This is a genomic window from Klebsiella michiganensis (assembly GCF_002925905.1).
Taxonomy (GTDB): domain Bacteria; phylum Pseudomonadota; class Gammaproteobacteria; order Enterobacterales; family Enterobacteriaceae; genus Klebsiella; species Klebsiella michiganensis.
Genome location: NZ_PRDB01000022.1, coordinates 71,835 through 89,487, shown reverse-complemented (window position 1 = coordinate 89,487; position 17,653 = coordinate 71,835). Strand labels below are relative to the sequence as shown.

Sequence of the window (17,653 nt, the reverse complement as noted above, 5' to 3'; positions counted from 1 at the left end):
TGCCTTGAGCAGCTGCGCTACCGCGCGGCGACCGTGGAGGTGCTGAGCGCCGGAACCCAGACCAGCGTGCAGGACTATCCGGGACGTTTGGGGTACTGGGCGGTGGGCGTACCGCCGTCGGGGCCGATGGACGATCGCGCCCTGCGTCTCGGCAACCGCCTGCTGGGCAATGCCGAGGGAGCGGCCGCGCTGGAAATCACCCTCAACGGGCCGACCCTGAAATTTAATACCGACGTTCAGGCGGTGGTGTGCGGCGCGCCATTGGCGGTGACGCTCGATGGCGTAGACCAGCCGCTGGACTGCGTATTGACTATTCCGGCGGGGGCGACCCTGAAGCTGGGCCCGATAAGCGGCGCGGGAGTCAGAAGCTATCTCTGCCTGAGCGGCGGCATTCAGGTACCGGACTATCTGGGGAGTAAAAGCACCTTTACCCTCGGCCAGTTTGGCGGCCACGGCGGACGGGCGCTGCGCGGAGGCGACGTGCTGCATCTGGCGCCGCACGCCGCCGCCAGAAGCGGGGATCAACTACCCGCCACGCTACGCACGGCGCTGGCTGAGGTGCGGACGCTGCGGGTGATTTACGGCCCCCACGGCGCGCCGGAATTCTTTGCGCCGGAATATATCGCGACGTTTTTCGCCACGGAGTGGGCGGTCCACTTTAACTCCAGCCGCACCGGCGTGCGCCTGATTGGCCCCAAGCCGCTGTGGGCCCGCGACAGCGGCGGCGAAGCGGGGCTTCATCCGTCGAATATTCACGATAACCCTTACGCGGTGGGCGCGGTCGATTTTACCGGCGATATGCCGGTGATCCTTGGACCGGACGGGCCGAGCCTCGGCGGTTTTGTCTGCCCGGTCACGGTGATTGAAGCCGACCTCTGGCAGTTAGGCCAGCTCAAGGCCGGGGATAAGGTACGTTTCGTGGCGGTGGATTTACCCACCGCCCGGCGGCTGGCGGAAGGGCGGCGCGCCGAGCTGGCGACCCTAAGTCACCAGGCGATAGCCTGGCAGCCCGCTCCGCTGACGTCGCCTGTCGTGATGACCTGCGGCGAGGCGGACAAACGCCTGGTGGCGCGACTCTCCGGCGATACGCATCTGCTGCTGGAAGCCGGGGAGCCGGAGCTGGATCTGGTTCTGCGTTTCCGCATTCACGCTCTGATGCAGGCCCTGGAAGCGCAATCAAGAGACGGCGCGATCGATATCACCCCGGGGATTCGTTCGCTGCAAATCCATTTTCAGCCGGAAACGTTGCCCCTTGAGACGCTGCTGGCGTGGGTGCGCGGCGAGTGGTCCACGGTCTGCCTGAGCGACGATCTGCAGGTGCCGACGCGCGTGGTGCATCTGCCGCTCTCCTGGGACGATCCGGCCTGCCGCAGGGCAATCGATAAATATATGACCACCGTGCGCCAGGACGCGCCCTGGTGCCCGAGTAATCTGGAATTTATACGTCGCATCAACGATCTGCCCGATGAACAGGCGGTATGGAATACGGTATTTGACGCCAGCTATCTGGTGATGGGGCTGGGCGATGTTTATCTCGGCGCGCCGGTGGCGACGCCGCTTGACCCGCGCCATCGCCTGGTTACCACCAAGTACAACCCGGCGCGCACCTGGACGGCGGAAAACTCGGTCGGCATCGGCGGGGCCTATCTGTGCGTCTACGGCATGGAGGGGCCCGGCGGCTATCAGTTCGTTGGCCGGACCCTGCAGATGTGGAATCGCTATCGCGAAGTAGCGGATTTTGCCGGCAAACCCTGGCTGCTGCGTTTCTTCGACCAACTGCGTTTCTATCCGGTTTCGGCCGAAGAGCTGCTGCAGATTCGCCGCGATTTCCCGCTCGGACGCTACCCGCTGCGCATTGAGCACAGCACGCTGCGGCTGGCGGAATACCAGCAGTTTCTCCGCCGCGAAGCGCACAGCATCGGCGCGTTTCGCGAGCATCAGCAGCAGGCGTTTAACGCCGAACGCGATCGCTGGATAGCCAGCGGGCAGGCCCATTTTGACAGCCAGGAGAGCGCCGTGGATGAGGGCGGAGACGCGCCGCTGCGGCAGGGCGAACAGGGGGTGGAAAGCCCGATTTCCGGAAACCTGTGGCAAGTACAAACGGCGGCAGGCAGCCGGGTCCGCGCGGGGGATGTGCTGGTCGTGCTGGAGTCGATGAAGATGGAGATCCCGCTGCTGGCCCCCTGCGATGGCGTTATTCAACAGGTTCACGTACAGCCGGGCAGCGCGGTACGCGCCGGGCAGCGGGTGGCGGTGATTATTGAGGAGAAGGCATGATGCAGCAGACGTTTGATTTACGCCTGGCAACCCTGGCGGAGCGTTACCGCACCGGTAAAACCACACCGCGCAGCGTGCTGGCGGACATCCGCCAGCGGGCGCAGGCGCTGAACCCCGAGTTCCGGTTGTTTATCCATATTCTGAGCGAAGAGGAGCAGGAGCCATTTCTGGCGGCGCTGGATGGCCTTTCGCCGGCCGCGCTGCCGCTGTACGGCGTGCCGTTCGCCATCAAAGACAATATCGATCTGGCGGAGATTGTCACCACCGCGGCCTGTCCGGCGTTTGCGTATCGGGCGGAGCAGAGCGCGACGATTGTCGCTCAGCTGATTGCGCTGGGCGCCGTGCCGGTCGGTAAAACCAATCTCGATCAGTTTGCTACCGGTCTGAACGGTACCCGATCGCCGTACGGTCGCTGCCGCAATAGCTATCATGCGGAGTATCCCTCCGGCGGTTCCAGCGCTGGTTCCGCGCTGGCGGTGGCGCTGGGCGTTGCCAGCTTCTCGTTGGGCACGGATACCGCCGGTAGCGGCCGCGTCCCGGCAGGGCTGAATAACCTGGTGGGTCTGAAGGCCAGTAAAGGGCTGATATCCACCGCAGGGGTGGTCCCCGCCTGTCGTACGTTAGACTGCGTGACCTTTTTCAGCCCCACCGCCGACGAGGCCAGCCAGCTGCTGGCGCTCGTCGCACAGTGCGATCCGCAGGACGCCTGGAGCCGCCGTAATCCTCAGTGGAACAGCCGTCAGGCGTTCGGCAGGCCGTCCGCGGGGTTTCGTTTTGGCGTTCCGCGCGAGCTCAATTTCCTCGGCTGCCGCGCAAGCGAACGCCTGTTTTCCCAGGCCCGGCAACGGCTGACGGCGCTGGGCGGGGTGGCAGTTGAGATTGATTTCACGCCGTTTCTGGCGGCAGCCCGGCTGCTGTATGACGGGCCGTGGGTCGCCGAACGCTACGCGGTGGTCGGTCCGCTGATGGCGCGGCAGCCGGAGGCGGTGCTGCCGGTTATTCGCGACGTGCTGGCAAAAGCGCCGGGCACCGATGCCACGGCGACCTTTACGGCGATCTATCAGCTACAGCAGTACAAAGCCCGGTGCGACGCGATACTCGAGACCCTGGACTGCGTGCTGACGCCCACCTATCCGCGCCCGGTGACGCTTGACGAGCTGGAGGCGGAGCCGATCGCGCGCAACGCCGATCTCGGGTACTACACCAACTTTATGAACCTGCTGGACTATGCCGCGGTGAGCGTGCCATGCGGATTTATGCCGGACGGATTGCCTTCGGGCGTCACGCTGTTTGGCCGGGCCTTTACCGACCAGTATTTACTGGGCCTGGCCGATGCGTTTCAGCGCGCTGAGCGGCTGCCGCTGCCGGGCGGAGCGCGGCTGGAGACCCCTCCGCCTGAACGCGTCGCCGGCCATGACCGAATGGCGCTGGTTGTTTGCGGCGCTCATCTTTCTGGCCTGCCGCTTAACGGCCAGCTGCTGGCGCGGGGCGGTCGGCTGCTGCAGGCGACCCGCAGCGCGCCCCACTATCGTTTATACGCTCTCGCGGACGGCAAACGCCCGGCGATGGTTCGCGCCGATAGCGGCGGGGCGTCGATCGCGGTTGAAGTGTGGGAGCTACCCAGCGCGGAGGTCGGTTCGCTGCTGGCGGCCATCCCCGCGCCGCTGGGCCTGGGAAAAGTTGAGCTTGCCGACGGACGCCGGTTAGCGGGCTTTATCTGCGAAGCCAACGGATTAGGCGAGGCCACGGAGATTACCGCCTACGGCGGCTGGCGCGCCTGGCTGGCACGTTAAACTACAACCCCTCCATCGCTTTTTGATGGAGGGGGTTGGTGACAGTGTCACATTAAATTTCTAACATGCTGAAACATTTCTGCCAGATCATTAGCAACCTTTAGGTAGGGCTCCCGCTGCGATAACGCTATTCTTCCCCGCTTTTCCCTTTTCAGGCACTTTGTAACCCAGGTAAATGACCGCTAATGTCCCTAATGAGAGATGAAATTCGCGACCATTCAGCGGAAAAGATGCTATTTATCCGCCGTGCCGTCATTGCGTTTCTACTGGTGGTGATTTGCTTCGCCATCCTGATCCTTAATCTTTACCGCCTGCAGGTGGATCAGCACGACTTTTATCAGACGCGTTCAAACCAGAACGACATTAAAATGCTGCCCATCGCGCCGAGCCGGGGGCTGATTTTCGACCGCAACGGCATCCCGCTGGTACAAAATATTACCCTCTACCGTTTGCAGGTGATCCCGAGCAAAATCGCCGATATGACGGCGCTGCTGCAGCAGCTGACGCCGATCGTTGATTTAACCCCGCAGGATATCGCCGACTTCCGCGACGATATGCACCACAACAGCCGCTACAAAGAGGTGACGTTAAAATCGGACCTGAGCGATGTTGAAGTAGCGCGTTTTGCGGTCAATGAGTTTCATTTCCCCGGCGTCACGGTGGAGAGCTATCAGCAGCGCGCTTACCCCTACGGCGCCGAACTGGCGCACGTGGTTGGCTATGTCTCGAAGATCAACGACAGCGATCTGCAAAAGCTGGCCAAAGCCGGGGAAGAAGAGAACTACGCCGCCGACCACAATATCGGCAAGCAGGGCATTGAAGGCTACTACGAGAAAGCGCTGCACGGCACCACCGGCTATCAGGAAGTGGAAGTGGATAACCACGGGCGGGTCGTGCGTCTGCTAAAAGAGGTCCCGCCGGTGGCCGGGAAGAACATCTACCTGACGCTGGATCTGCACCTGCAGCAGTATATCGAATCGGTGCTGAAGGGGCAGCGCGCGGCGGTAGTGGCCGTCGATCCGCGCGATGGCGGCGTGCTGGCCATGGTGTCGAGCCCCAGCTACGATCCCAATCCCTTTGTCAGGGGCATCGGCTATCAGGCCTACCGTTCGCTGCTCGATAACCCGGACCGGCCGCTGATTAACCGGGTCACCCAGGGGCTCTATCCGCCCGCGTCGACGGTGAAGCCCTACATGGCGCTGTCGGCGCTGTCGGCGGGCGTGATCACGCCAACCACTTCCTTCTTCGGCGCGCCGACCTGGACGCTGCCGGGGACCCAGCGCCGCTACCGCGACTGGCTGAAGAGCGGCCACGGCATGCTTAACGTCACCAAAGCGATAGAAGAATCGGCGGATACCTTCTTCTATCAGGTGGCGTTTGAGATGGGCATCGACCGCATTCACGAGTGGCTAAGCAAGTTTGGCTACGGTCAGTCTACCGGCATCGATCTTAACGAAGAGTATGCCGGGGTGCTGCCGAGCCGGGAGTGGAAACAGCGGGTGCATAAAAAACCGTGGTATCAGGGGGATACCATTTCCGTCGGTATCGGTCAGGGCTACTGGATTGCCACGCCGATCCAGATGGTCAAGGCGCTGACGACCCTGATTAATAACGGCAAAGTGCAAAATCCGCATCTGCTTTACTCCATGAAGCAGGGTAATAAGGTCGAGCGCTATCAGCCGCCGCAGGATCTGCCGCAGGTTGGCGATCCGCATTCGCCGTACTGGGGCGTGGTGCGCAACGGCATGTACGGCATGGCGAACCTGCCAAACGGCACCGGCTATAAGCTGTTCCATACCGCGCCGTACCAGATCGCCGCAAAATCCGGGACGTCCCAGGTCTTCAGCCTGAAGGAGAACCAGACCTACAACGCGAAGATGATCCCGGTGCGCCTGCGCGACCATATCTTCTATACCCTGTTTGCCCCCTATCAGCATCCGAAGGTGGCGATGGCGCTGATTCTGGAGAACGGCGGCGGCGATGGCGTGGTTGCGGGACCGACGGCGCGCGCCATCCTCGACCATATCTTCGACCCGGCCAACGCGCCGGCGGAACAGGGCGCGACGTCGACGGTGCCGCAGGTGGAGAGCGCCGACGCGCAGTAAACGTTATTCACTCTGAGCATAAGCGTTAGCGGATTGGTTATTTGCCGCCGCCGGCGCTTTTGCTCATAGTAGCGTTCTGTATTGCTGTGAAAAAAGGCGCTCTGATGTCGTTAAGCCGAAATACGCTTCTTCTTGTACAAACCGGGACTCCGCCGGATGAAATCGTCTCCGACCACGGCGATCTTCCCCTCTGGTTTGGCAATTTACTGGCGCCGTGGCGCAAAAAAATCAGCGTGGCGCGCGTCTATGCCGGAGAGCCGCTTCCCGCGCCGGATAACGCGACCATCGCGGTGATTACCGGCTCCTGGGATATGGTGACCGAACGCCTGCCGTGGAGTGAAATGACCGCGGCCTGGATCCGCGAGGCGATGGCGATAGAGATGCCGCTGTTTGGCGTTTGCTACGGGCATCAGCTGATGGCGCACGCCCTGGGGGGTGAGGTGGACTACCATCCAGCCGGACGCGAAGCCGGGAGTAAAACCATTTCACTGTCCGCACACGGCCTGGCGGATCGTCTGCTGGCTGACCACCCGGCGCCGTTCAGCGCGCACCTCACGCATATGCAAACGGTCACCCGATTACCGCCAGGGGCGAAGGTGCTGGCTTCGTCGCAGCACGATCCTCACCAGATTGTACGCTACGGCGCGCATGCCGTTTCTACGCAGTTTCATCCGGAGATCACCCCGGCGATTGCCCGCTCGCTGATCGCGTTCCGCCAGGCGGCGCTGCGCAACGAGGGGGTTGACCCGGACAGGCTGAGTCGTGACGTTGTGGAGAGCCCGGTGGCCTCGGCGATTCTGACCCGCTTTGTCGCAGGCTACCTGCAGCCAGACCTGAACCCGGCTTAACCTCAGCGCTGTTTTTCCGCGAGCCAGGCCGCCGTTTCACCGAGGATTTCGTCGGAAAACGTTGAATCCGCGGTCATCCGCGCCAGAATTAACGCGCCGACCATGGCCGACCAGCTGCCAATCGCCGCGCGGCGGCTGGCTTGAGCGTCCCGATCATCCATCGCTTCACTGAGCTGCGCTATCTGCTGCTGCAGCCGCGCGCTCATTTCGTCACGCGCGGGTTCGGACTGACGGATGGTCTCCGCCGCCAGCGCCGCCAGCGGGCAGCCGCTGGCAAAATTATCCCGATGTTCGGGGGAAAGATAACGCTCGATTTGCGCGACGACGTCGTTTTTCGCCACGTCGTTCTCCATCTTCAGTTCCGCGAGGGTTTGGGCGATCAGGTCATCCTTCGATTTGAAGTAGCCGTAGAATCCGCCGTGGGTCAGACCGGCTGATTTCATAATATCGGTGACCGTGACCGCGTCAAAACCCCGCTCGCGAAACAACCGCCCGGCGGCGGTCAGGATTGTCTGCTTATTCTCTTCAACCTGTTTTCTGCTCACTCTCATGGCGTCGTCCTGCTGCGAAATTATTTATGATGACCATCATATAACATTATTTACAGCATACCCAGCCCGTGCCATTATACATGACGACCATCATGTATAAATTGAGGAGTACACCTATGAGCAGTGAATCAGCGGTGCTGGTAACCGGCGCATCGACCGGAATTGGCGCAGTCTATGCCGAACGTTTTGCCCGCCGCGGCCATGACCTGGTGCTGGTCGCGCGTAATCACGAGCGGCTGACGGCGCTGGCCGAGCGGCTGCGCGACGAAACCGGCGTTCAGGTCGACATCCTGCAGGCCGACTTAACCCAGGATAGCGACATCGCCGCCGTGGAGCAGCGGCTGCGGGAAGACGCGCGTATCAGGATTCTGGTCAACAATGCCGGCACCTCGATTCCCGGTGATTTCCTCCATCAGAGCAGTGACGATATCACTCGCCTGATTACCCTCAACGTGACCTCAGTGGCTCGCCTGGCGAACGCGATCGCGCCGCGTCTGGCCGAGGCCGGAGAGGGGGCGATTGTCAACATTGCGTCGGTCGTTGGGCTGGGTCCGGAAATGGGGTTGACCGTCTACGGCGCCACGAAAGCCTTTGTGCTGTTTCTCTCGCAGGGACTCGACGTTGAGCTGAGCGCGAAAGGCGTATACGTTCAGGCGGTACTGCCGGCGGCAACGCGCACCGAGATTTGGCAGCACAGCGGCAAAGACGTGGATACCATTCCCGGCGTCATGGAGGTGGATAAACTGGTGGATGCCGCCCTGGTGGGGTTCGACCGCCGCGAATCGGTGACCATACCGCCGCTGCATGATGAAACGCAGTGGCAGACGCTGAACGCGACGCGTCAGGCCATGCTCCCCGGCTTTGCGCAATCTGAACCCGCGGCCCGTTACCTGTCGCGATCGTGAGTTTGTCGCACCGTGTATCGGAAAGGAGAGTCGATACACGGTGCGACAACATCCCGCCATGTCACGCCCGGCGCAGATACAACGCCTCTGGAAGGCGGTGCTGCGCACAGCTATCATCGGGCCGGTAGCCCGGGCAGGCGCTTTGCGCCGCCCCCGGGAGAAGAGCGCTGAGTGGCAGAATACCCGGAGGCGGTGCTGCGCACCTGTCCGGGCTACAGGTTCACAGCCATCTTCAGGCCGGTAGCCTCAATATTGTGACAACGTCACAAATTCAGGGCGAAAAACCAATAAAAAAGCCGATAAGGTGAGTTATCGGCTTTCAAGGTTAATGCGAAAACAAATTTACTGCGCCAGCAGCTCCTGGGCGGTACGTTCTACCAGACTCAGCAGCACCTTCACGTCCTCTAACGTCACGATCGGGTTCAGCAGCGTCAGCTTCAGACAGGTGACGCCGTTGTGCTCGGTCACGCCGACGTTAGCGCGACCGGAAGCCAGCAGCGCATCGCCAACCCGCTGGTTGAGCAGGGCGATCGCGGCATCGTCGCTGCCCGCCATCTGCTGCGGACGGGAACGGAACAGCACGCTCGCCAGCTGCGGCTGCATGACCAGCTCCAGCGTCGGCTGCGTTTTGACGTAATCCGCCACGTTCAGCGTCATCGTCACGCCGTGATCGATGATTTCCGCGTACTGCTTCTGGCCCAGCGCCTCCAGGCCCATCCACAGCTTCAGCGCGTCGAAGCGGCGGGTGGTCTGCAGCGATTTGGATACCAGGTTCGGTACGCCGTGCTCTTCATCGAACTCAGAGTTCAGATAGGCCGCCTGATAGCGCATCAGCTCATAGTGGCGGGCTTCTTTTAACAGAAACGCGCCGCAGCTGATGGTCTGGAAGAACTGCTTGTGGAAATCCAGGGTGATGGAGTCCACTAAGTCAATGCCGTCCAGACGATCGCGATACTTCTCGGACATCAGCAGGGCGCCGCCCCAGGCCGCGTCAACGTGCAGCCAGATCTGGTGCTCAGCCGCGACGGCCGCAATCTCGCGCAGCGGGTCGATTGCCCCCGCGTCGGTGGTGCCGGCGGTGGCGACGATGGCCATAATCTGTTCACCGTTAGCCTGCGCCTCGGCGATTTTCGCTTTCAGATCCGCCACGTCCATCCGCGCGAATTCGTCGGTTTTCACCAGCGTCACGGAACGGTAGCCGAGGCCCATCAGCGCCATGTTCTTCTGCACCGAGAAGTGGGCGTTTTCTGAACACAGCACTTTGTACTGACGAATATCGCCCGGCAGACCATCCTGCTGGATGGAATGACCCCGGCGGGCAAAGAAGGCATCGCGCGCCAGCATCAGGCCCATCATGTTGCTCTGGGTGCCGCCGCTGGTGAAAACGCCCGCATCGCCGGCACCGTAGCCGACCTGATCGCGCAGCCATTCAATCAGCTTGATCTCGATGATGGTGGCTGACGGGCTTTGGTCCCAGGAGTCCATGCTCTGGTTGGTGGCGTTAATCAGCACTTCCGCCGCCTGGCTAATCACCAGGCTCGGGCAGTGCAGATGCGCTACGCACTGCGGGTGATGTACCGACAGGCTGTCTTTCAGGAAGTACTCGATCGCACGTTCAATCGCCGCCTGGTTGCCCAGACCCTGTTCGTTGAAATCAAGGGTGATACGCTCACGCAGTTCGTCAACGCTTTTCCCCTGATACATTTCAGGCTGCTGCAGCCACTGCGCTACCGCCTGGCTGGTCTGGGCGATCGCTTGCTGATAGGCATCAATACTTTGCGCGGAACCAGCAAGAATCGGATTCAACTTGGACATTGCGGTCACTTACTCCACTCAGACCGGTTTTACGCCGGCGGCCAGCAGGGCCTGTTCAAATTTGTCGAAGAAAATTTCCAGCTCAGCGTTGCTGATCAGCAGGGACGGCAGCAGACGCAGCACGCAGCCGTGGCGGCCGCCGCGCTCGAGGATCAGACCCGCTTCGAAGCATTTCTTCTGCAGCAGCGCGGAGAGTTCGCCATCCGCCGGGTAGCAGCCCATGTGGTCCGGCGCTTCGTTCGGTTTAACGATCTCGATGCCGATCATCAGGCCCAGACCGCGAACGTGGCCGATCACCGGATAGCGTTTCTGCATCTCGGCCAGCTTGCCTTTCAGCCATTCGCCCTGAGCGGCGGTTTTATCCGCAATGTTATTGTCTTTCAGGTGGCGCAGGGTGGTCAGGCCGGTGGCCATCGCCAGCTGGTTGCCGCGGAAGGTGCCGGTATGGTGACCCGGTTCCCAGGCGTCGAACTGCTTTTTGATACCGAGAACGGCCAGCGGCAGACCGCCGCCAACGGCTTTCGACATCACGATAATGTCCGGCTCGATGCCCGCGTGTTCGAAGGCGAAGAATTTACCGGTACGCGCAAAGCCAGCCTGAACTTCATCGATGATCAGCAGAATGCCGTGTTCCTGAGTCACTTTACGGATGCGCTGCAGCCACTCGACCGGAGCCGGGTTCACGCCGCCTTCACCCTGAACGGCTTCCAGGATCACCGCCGCCGGTTTACGCACGCCGCTTTCGACGTCATTGATCAGGTTTTCGAAGTAGTAAGTCAGCGCTTTCACGCCGGCTTCACCGCCGATACCCAGCGGGCAGCGGTACTGGTGCGGGTAAGGCATAAACTGCACTTCCGGCATCATGCCGTTAACCGCCGCTTTTGGCGACAGGTTGCCGGTGACGGACAGCGCGCCGTGGGTCATTCCATGGTAGCCGCCGGAGAAGCTGATCACGGAAGAACGGCCGGTGTATTTTTTCGCCAGCTTCAGCGCCGCTTCCACGGCGTCAGCGCCGGACGGACCGGTGAACTGCAGGCAGTATTCTTTGCCTTCGCCCGGCAGCAGGGAAAGCAGGTATTCAGAGAAGCGATCTTTTAACGGAGTGGTCAGATCGAGAGTATGTAACGGCAAGCCGCTGGTAATGACACTTTGGATGCTCTGCAGCACATCAGGGTGGTTGTGGCCGAGTGCCAGAGTACCTGCGCCGGCAAGGCAGTCCAGATACTGTTTATTATCCGCATCGGTCAGCCAGACGCCTTCCGCTTTGGTAATCGCAAGGGGCAGCTTGCGCGGGTAGCTCCTGACATTCGATTCGAATTCAGCCTGACGGGCCAAAAAGGTATCGTTGTTTGCATCTAATAAATCTGCGCCTAAAGTATCAATACGGACTTTATCCGTCATCATATCACTCCCACAACCAGCGTTACGGTTGAGCGCTGGTTGAATAAATTGGTGTAAGAAATTGAATCGCCATGCATTAAAGCGGGCACAATATATGGCTTTTTAGATACGCATTCAACGTTTTATTGATTAAGGTATATTTACGTTATTTTTACACAGGCAAAAACCAACGTAACCATTTGATTTAAATCAGGTGTTTTAAAGGATAAAAGACCTTTAAAATTGTAATTATTAGTGAGGAAGTTTCTCGTTTTTTAATACTGCCGGGCGGGCATTGCTGGCGAAAAGTTTCCGCCAGCAATGGCATGACTCAATGCAGCTCAACCGCATAATTTGTTAAAGGTGTGACTTTTTTCACCAACTTATTGTTATATAAAAACTGTTCATAAGCTTCATACCGTGGTTTATCCAGCGCCGCCGGATCGCTGGCAAACAGAGGAAGGGTTTTCAGCCATGCCTGCTTGTTCAGTTCGGTGTTGAGCTCGGGATGCGCGGCGGCAAACGTCTGCCAGGTTTCCTGCGGGTGAGCGCGCAGGTAAGCGACGCCTTTTTGCAGCGCCTTGAGGAAGGCCCTGATTTTCGCCGCGTGGACTTCATCCCGGTTGGCGACAATCACCAGCTCGTCGTAGGCCGGTACGCCGTAATCCTCAACGTTCATCACCTGCGGATCTTTCCCCTGCAGCTTCAGCTCCAGCGCTTCGATATTACGATAGCCGCCAATGACCGCGTCGACCTGTCCGGCCAGCAGGGCGCTGGTCAGCTGGAAGTTAACATTGATGAGCTTGATGCTTTTGGGATCGATTTTCGCATGCTGCGCCATGGTGGCCAGCGTCGCCTGTTCGATGCCGCTCACCGAATACCCCACTTTTTTGCCCTGCAGATCGGCGGGAGATTTTATGCTTTTATCCAGCGCGATCACCGTATTCAGCGGCGAATTAATCAGCGTGCCGACGCGGACCAGCGGCAGCCCTTCATCAGCAAAAAAATGCACCTGCGGCTGGTAGGTAATCGCCAGGTCCGCCTGGCGGGCGGCGACCAGCCGCGGCGGCAGCGCCGGGTCGGACGGCGGCACAATCTTGACGTCCAGCCCCGCGTCTTTAAAGGCGCCAATCTGTTCGGCCACCAGGATCGGCGCGTGGTCGGGATTGATATACCAGTCCAGCACCAGGGTGAGTTTCTCGTTGGCCAGCGCCTGACCGCTGAACAGCGCGGCAAGCGTCATACCGGCATAAACACGTTTACGCATGGTTAGTCCTTTTATTTAAGAGCGTTATTCCGGCGTCCAGTTAATCAGCCGGTGTAAGAAAGCATCCACCGCCAGCCAGAGCAGGACGGTCAGTAGCACCAGAATAAACAGGGCCGCAAAGCAGATATCGGTTTGCAGACGGGCGTTGGCGTTAAGCATCACGTAGCCCAATCCTTCGGCTGAACCGACCCATTCGCCGATGATCGCCCCGATGGGGGCGACGGCGGCCGCCATCCGCAGGCCGGAACCGAGGGCCGGAAGGGCAGCCATCAGGCGAACGTGGCGCAGCTGCGCGCCAAAAGAGGCCCCCATCGTGCGTGCCAGATCGAGATAGTCGTGGTTAACCCGGCGCAGACCGTCAAAAAACGCTGAGGTGACGGGAAAGAAAATCACCAGCACCGCCATCATGACCTTAGCGCTCATGCCGAAACCGAACCACAGCACCAGCAGCGGGGCAAGGGCGAAAACCGGGATCGCCTGACTGGTCAGCACCAGCGGCATCAGCCAGCGCTGAAGGCGAGGCGAGACAATCATGCACAGCGCCAGGATCACGCCGAGCAGAACGCCGAGCGCGAGGCCGCTGAGGATCTCGCTTAATGTGATCAGCGTGTGTTCGCCGAGGTACGCGCGGTTGACCCACAGAGCGCTTGCCACCGCCTCGGGTGAAGGCAGCAGGAAAGCGGGAATGCCGCTGCGGGTCGCCAGCCACCAGAGCAGCAGCAGGCCGCAGAACACCACGGCGGCGCGAAACAGTTTTGCGCTCATCCGTTAGCCCTTATGAGCTGTTGCAGCAGCTCCGCCTGGCTGGCCAACAGCGCCGGGTCGTCCGGCGTTCGCGGCGGCATGCCGGAGAGGTGATGCCCGTCGTCAATCCCGCCGGGAGCGGGGGAAAGGACCAGCAGACGGTGGCTCAGGCGGCAGGCTTCCATCGGGTCGTGGGTGATCAGCACGACGGTGCGGTTTACCAGCAGCCCGGCGGCCAGGGTCTGAATGCGCGTGCGGGTAATCGTGTCGAGCGCGGAAAAGGGCTCGTCCATCAGCACGATGGGCCGGTCTTCGTAGAGCGTACGCGCCAGCGCCGCACGCTGGCGCATGCCGCCTGAGAGGGCGGCCGGGCGGTCGCCGGCGCAGTGTTCAAGGCCAACCTGCTGTAACAGCTCGGCAACCCGCCGATGGTCCACGCGCTCCCCGCGCAGACGCGCGCCAAGCGAGACGTTGTCGCGCACGCTTAACCACGGATACAGCAGATCTTTTTGCCCCATCCACGCCAGCCGCTTGTTTATTGGCTGCCCGTCGCTGGCGCGAACCTCACCGGCGGTGGCTTTTGCCAGCCCGGCGATAATACGCAGCAGGCTGGTCTTTCCGGCGCCGCTGGCCCCCAGCAGCGATACCCACTGGCCGCCGGGGATAGTGAACGTCAGATTGTCGAAGATCTGCCGCGAGCCAAAGCGCAGGCCCAGGCCGTGCACCTCAATTCCGGGAGCCGTCACGCCGGGCGCTCCGCGACGGCGTTAAGGCCCATCTGCCAGAAGTTAGCCTCCAGACGCGTGGCGGTGGTGAAAATAGCGCTGAGTTCAGCGAAACGCGCCTCGCCGCCGCGCTGCTGCCAGAGGGTTTCCAGCAGGCCGATGGCGTTATTGACGCCGTTCAGGTAACCCTCATCGCCGTAGTTGCGGATCCACGAGGCGTAAGTATTGTCAGCTAAGTGGGTCGCCGGATCGTGCAGCAGGCCGAGGCCGATTTCCGCGTAGCCGGCCACGCAGGGCATCAGCGCCGCCAGCAGATCCAGGGCGTCGCCGGAGTGGCCAATGTCCAGTACGTAGCGGGTGTAGTTGACGGTTTCCGCGGCTTCCGTTTCGGCGGCCATCGTCGCTTCATCCAGCCCCCATTCCCGGCAGTAGCCAACGTGGAGCGGCAGTTCGTCGAGAATGGCGTTCATCGACGCGGCGGCAGCGCGCATTTCCGCCAGGGTGCGCAGCTTGCTGACCAGCAGGGCGTAGCTGCGGGCGAAGTGGATCAGAAACAGATAGTCCTGCGTCAGATAGCGGCGAAAAGCGGGCTCGGGGAGGGTACCGTCGGCGAGCTGGCGCAGGAAGGGGTGGGCGACGTAGTGCTGCCAGTCGGCGCCGGCCTGCTGACGCAGACGACCATAAATACCCTGGGTAAACGCGGGAAGAATCACAGGACCTCCTGAAAAAAGGGAGATCCGGGCGTGCTGAAAGAAGTGTGAACAGGCAATGGCGCAAAACTGGCGGAAATGCCGACCCGTCCCTTCGCTGGCATGACCCAGATCAGGTTCAAAGGGTTCGGCTTACGCCATCTCAGCCCTCACGGGACACCCCTCGGTTTGGCCCTTGTTATACGACATTCCCTTTTTGATTACAATGCTGTGAATTTTATGAGGAAAGGTGACGTTGTCACGTGTGAGTGTCGCGAGAAAGGGCTTTTTTGCATCGTGGCAGCCCGGCGGCGGCTGATGCCTTGCCGGGCGCGTATTATCAAAGGATCAGTGAAATTCTACCCAGCTGGCGCCGCTGTCTGCTGAACGTACGCACTTCTCGACCCAGTGCACGCCGAGCGCCCCGGCTCTGGCATCCGGATACCAGAAGTTTTCCAGCAAAGCGGCGTCGCGACGGTCGGTGGCATCCATGGCGATGGCAAAGCGGCGATACAGATTCGACCAGGCCTCAAACAGCCCTTCGGGATGGCCGCCGCCGATCCGGTCGTCCTGCAGGGCCAGCGGATCGAGATAGGACATTCCGCGTTCGAGGATGCGCACCGGCTCGCCCTGAATTTCGTAGCGCAGCTGGTTCGGCTGTTCATCCCACCACTCCAGGCTGGCTTTCTCCCCGACGATGCGGACTTTCTGTCCGTGCATTGAGCCGCTGTTGACCGCCGAGCACCACATCGACCCTACGGCGCCGTTGTCGTACTCCATCAGCACATGCGCGTTATCCTCCAGCGGCGCGCGGCTTTTGACAAAGCTCTGGCGGGAGCACATCAGGCGAGTGATATTAAGCTTCGGCGCCATGGTCTCCGCCAGGAACAGCGGGTGGGTGGCCAGATCGCCCAGCACGTAGCTGGGGCCGACAAATTTCGGGTCCACCCGCCAGCGGGTGCTGGGGTTATCCTGCTCTACCGGCTGGTTATGGAAACCGTGGGCGAACTGCATATTGATGATGCGGATCTCGCCCAGCAGCCCCTGTTCAATCATCTGCCGCGCCTGCAGAATCAGCTGATGCCCGGCATAGCCGTAGGTGACACCGATGATTTTGCGCTGTTTTTCGCTCAGGGCCACCAGCGCATCGGCCTCTTCGCCGGTAAAACAGAGCGGTTTTTCGCAGACCACATGCAGTCCGGCCTCCAGCGCCGCGCGGCAAATGGCGTAGTGGGTGTTGTTTGGCGTGGCGATGGAGACCGCTTCAATGCCGTCTTCCCGCGCCGCCTCTTCGCGAAACAACGTTTCGTAGTCGGGGTAACAGCGCCCGGCCTCCACGCCCAGCTGCTGGCCAAACTCGCGCCCGCGCTGGGGGTCAATATCAAAGGCTCCGGCAAGCAGGGTAAACGATCCGTCACGCAGCGCCGCAGAGCGGTGAATATAGCCAATCTGGCTGCTTCCGCCGCCGCCCACCATGCCCCAGCGCAAGGAGCGGCCAACAGGTTTAATACCGTTAATCATGTGTTTTCTCCCGATTAAAAACCAACCGAGCGCAGGTAGCGCAGGCTTTCCGTGACCGCCTGCAGGCTGCCCTCGACGTTGCGCGGATCGCGCTCTTGCTCAATGGTGATCCAGCCCTGATAGCCCCGCTTGTCGAGAAAGGCGCGCACCGCCGGATAATCAATGGCGCCGCTGCCGAGCGGGCACATCACCCCCTCCGCGCAGGCGGAGAAGAAGTCGATGCCGCGGGAAATCACGCTCCTGAACACCTGCGGGTCGACATCTTTAAAGTGCAGGTAGTCAAGGCGATCAAAATGGCGATCCAGCCAGCTGATGGGGTCCATACCCGAATAGAAGAGATGGCCGGTGTCGAGACATAAACCGGCTACGTCATGGGGGATTTGCGCCGCCAGCAGATCGATTTCATCGGCAAACTCAATGCAGCCGCCGGCGTGAGGATGGATAACCGGGCGAACGCCGTACTCCTGCCACGCCAGTCGGCTGATGGTCACAATGTGGTCGACCATCCGCTGCCAGTCGGCGGGTGACAGGCGGGGAGCCAGCTCGCCGCGCCCGGCATATTTCGCCCGCTGCGGATTGCCGAAATCAATAATGACCAGATAAGGCGGCTGGAAGGGGTTGCCCGGCGTCTTTTCCGCCGACGGCACCTGCGACAGGTTGCGGCAGAGGTTATGCGTCAGTTCGACAATATTCGCGAAGTTCTCTTCGCTAACCAGATCGTCGAAGATCGTTCCGGCAACCAGCGACAGCCCCTGTTTATTCAGCGCTGCGCTGAGTTCATCGGCCCGGGTCGGCAGATAGCTCCACGGGCCCAGTTCAATGCTTTTATAACCGGCGGTCGCCGCTTCTTCCAGTACCTTGGACCACGGCGGCAGATAAGGATTTTTGGGATCATCGACGCCCCAGCTGCACGGCGCGTTGGCAATATGTATGGTCATGATGGCTTCCTTTTCAGATGAGGAGAAAACATGACCAGTATTGAATGAAAATTTCATATCCAACAATGATGAAATTTAAATTCTTTGATGGGATT

14 protein-coding genes and 1 riboswitch are annotated in these 17,653 nt (G+C 60.8%); of the genes, 5 read left to right on the top strand and 9 right to left on the bottom strand.

The window, feature by feature from the left end; all coding sequences use genetic code 11:
* The 4 genes from CDA56_RS27710 to CDA56_RS27695 form a co-directional block, all read left to right on the top strand.
* Positions 1–2,277, top strand: a 2,277-nt coding sequence (locus CDA56_RS27710; protein ID WP_139536112.1) for a 5-oxoprolinase/urea amidolyase family protein, incomplete at its 5' end; no start/stop codon positions are given.
* Positions 2,274–4,070, top strand: a complete 1,797-nt coding sequence (gene atzF / locus CDA56_RS27705) for an allophanate hydrolase (protein ID WP_064357489.1) — start codon at positions 2,274–2,276, stop codon at positions 4,068–4,070. The genes CDA56_RS27710 and atzF, both read left to right, overlap by 4 nt.
* A gap of 185 nt (positions 4,071–4,255) precedes the next feature.
* Complete coding sequence (mrdA, locus tag CDA56_RS27700) at positions 4,256–6,175, top strand: penicillin-binding protein 2 (protein ID WP_004850811.1); 1,920 nt, start codon at positions 4,256–4,258, stop codon at positions 6,173–6,175.
* Between the two features lie 104 nt (positions 6,176–6,279).
* Complete coding sequence (locus tag CDA56_RS27695) at positions 6,280–7,023, top strand: glutamine amidotransferase (protein WP_004850813.1); 744 nt, start codon at positions 6,280–6,282, stop codon at positions 7,021–7,023.
* Between the two features lie 2 nt (positions 7,024–7,025).
* Here the strand turns inward: CDA56_RS27695 and CDA56_RS27690 are convergent, their stop codons facing one another.
* Positions 7,026–7,574, bottom strand: coding sequence for a TetR/AcrR family transcriptional regulator (locus tag CDA56_RS27690; protein WP_064374958.1), 549 nt, complete (start codon positions 7,572–7,574; stop codon positions 7,026–7,028).
* A 116-nt stretch (positions 7,575–7,690) separates the two neighbouring features.
* On the opposite strand from CDA56_RS27690, the gene CDA56_RS27685 reads away from it, so the two are divergent.
* Complete coding sequence (locus CDA56_RS27685) at positions 7,691–8,479, top strand: SDR family NAD(P)-dependent oxidoreductase (RefSeq protein ID WP_032719072.1); 789 nt, start codon at positions 7,691–7,693, stop codon at positions 8,477–8,479.
* A gap of 342 nt (positions 8,480–8,821) precedes the next feature.
* Here the strand turns inward: CDA56_RS27685 and CDA56_RS27680 are convergent, their stop codons facing one another.
* The 8 genes from CDA56_RS27680 to CDA56_RS27645 all read right to left on the bottom strand — a co-directional run bounded on the left by CDA56_RS27680 (position 8,822) and on the right by CDA56_RS27645 (position 17,558).
* Positions 8,822–10,303, bottom strand: a complete 1,482-nt coding sequence (locus tag CDA56_RS27680; protein WP_165795115.1) for a pyridoxal phosphate-dependent decarboxylase family protein — start codon at positions 10,301–10,303, stop codon at positions 8,822–8,824.
* 9 nt (positions 10,304–10,312) lie between these two features.
* On the bottom strand, positions 10,313–11,698 hold the full coding sequence (locus tag CDA56_RS27675) for a diaminobutyrate--2-oxoglutarate transaminase (protein WP_009652210.1): 1,386 nt from the start codon (positions 11,696–11,698) through the stop codon (positions 10,313–10,315).
* Positions 11,699–12,005: 307 nt separating this feature from the next.
* Entirely contained in the window at positions 12,006–12,941 is a 936-nt protein-coding gene (locus CDA56_RS27670) for an ABC transporter substrate-binding protein (RefSeq protein WP_064374959.1), read from the bottom strand.
* A gap of 24 nt (positions 12,942–12,965) precedes the next feature.
* Positions 12,966–13,706, bottom strand: coding sequence for an ABC transporter permease (locus tag CDA56_RS27665; protein WP_064374960.1), 741 nt, complete (start codon positions 13,704–13,706; stop codon positions 12,966–12,968).
* Entirely contained in the window at positions 13,703–14,431 is a 729-nt protein-coding gene (locus CDA56_RS27660) for an ABC transporter ATP-binding protein (protein ID WP_064374961.1), read from the bottom strand. Before CDA56_RS27660 ends, CDA56_RS27665 begins: the two co-directional genes overlap by 4 nt.
* Positions 14,428–15,123 carry a TenA family protein gene (locus CDA56_RS27655; RefSeq protein WP_064374962.1) on the bottom strand — a complete coding sequence of 232 codons (696 nt, stop codon included), beginning with the start codon at positions 15,121–15,123 and terminating at the stop codon, positions 14,428–14,430. The genes CDA56_RS27660 and CDA56_RS27655 overlap by 4 nt, the downstream gene beginning before the upstream one ends.
* A 69-nt stretch (positions 15,124–15,192) precedes the next feature.
* Positions 15,193–15,294, bottom strand: a riboswitch (TPP riboswitch).
* A gap of 153 nt (positions 15,295–15,447) precedes the next feature.
* A complete protein-coding gene (locus CDA56_RS27650) occupies positions 15,448–16,620 on the bottom strand; it encodes a Gfo/Idh/MocA family protein (RefSeq protein WP_064404905.1) in 1,173 nt (390 codons plus the stop codon).
* Between the two features lie 14 nt (positions 16,621–16,634).
* The gene (locus CDA56_RS27645; RefSeq protein WP_009652232.1) at positions 16,635–17,558 is read right to left on the bottom strand and encodes a sugar phosphate isomerase/epimerase family protein; all 924 of its coding nucleotides are present in this window, start codon (positions 17,556–17,558) and stop codon (positions 16,635–16,637) included.
* Positions 17,559–17,653: the final 95 nt, after the last annotated feature.

Excerpts from the sequence above, each read along its gene's own strand:
- CDA56_RS27695 (WP_004850813.1), top strand. The coding sequence starts at position 6,280 with ATGTCGTTAAGCCGAAATACGCTTCTTCTTGTACAAACCGGGACTCCG.
- CDA56_RS27675 (WP_009652210.1), bottom strand. The coding sequence starts at position 11,698 with ATGATGACGGATAAAGTCCGTATTGATACTTTAGGCGCAGATTTATTA.
- atzF (WP_064357489.1), top strand. The coding sequence starts at position 2,274 with ATGATGCAGCAGACGTTTGATTTACGCCTGGCAACCCTGGCGGAGCGT.
- CDA56_RS27685 (WP_032719072.1), top strand. The coding sequence starts at position 7,691 with ATGAGCAGTGAATCAGCGGTGCTGGTAACCGGCGCATCGACCGGAATT.
- CDA56_RS27690 (WP_064374958.1), bottom strand. The coding sequence starts at position 7,574 with ATGAGAGTGAGCAGAAAACAGGTTGAAGAGAATAAGCAGACAATCCTG.
- CDA56_RS27670 (WP_064374959.1), bottom strand. The coding sequence starts at position 12,941 with ATGCGTAAACGTGTTTATGCCGGTATGACGCTTGCCGCGCTGTTCAGC.
- CDA56_RS27665 (WP_064374960.1), bottom strand. The coding sequence starts at position 13,706 with ATGAGCGCAAAACTGTTTCGCGCCGCCGTGGTGTTCTGCGGCCTGCTG.
- CDA56_RS27645 (WP_009652232.1), bottom strand. The coding sequence starts at position 17,558 with ATGACCATACATATTGCCAACGCGCCGTGCAGCTGGGGCGTCGATGAT.
- mrdA (WP_004850811.1), top strand. The coding sequence starts at position 4,256 with ATGTCCCTAATGAGAGATGAAATTCGCGACCATTCAGCGGAAAAGATG.
- CDA56_RS27650 (WP_064404905.1), bottom strand. The coding sequence starts at position 16,620 with ATGATTAACGGTATTAAACCTGTTGGCCGCTCCTTGCGCTGGGGCATG.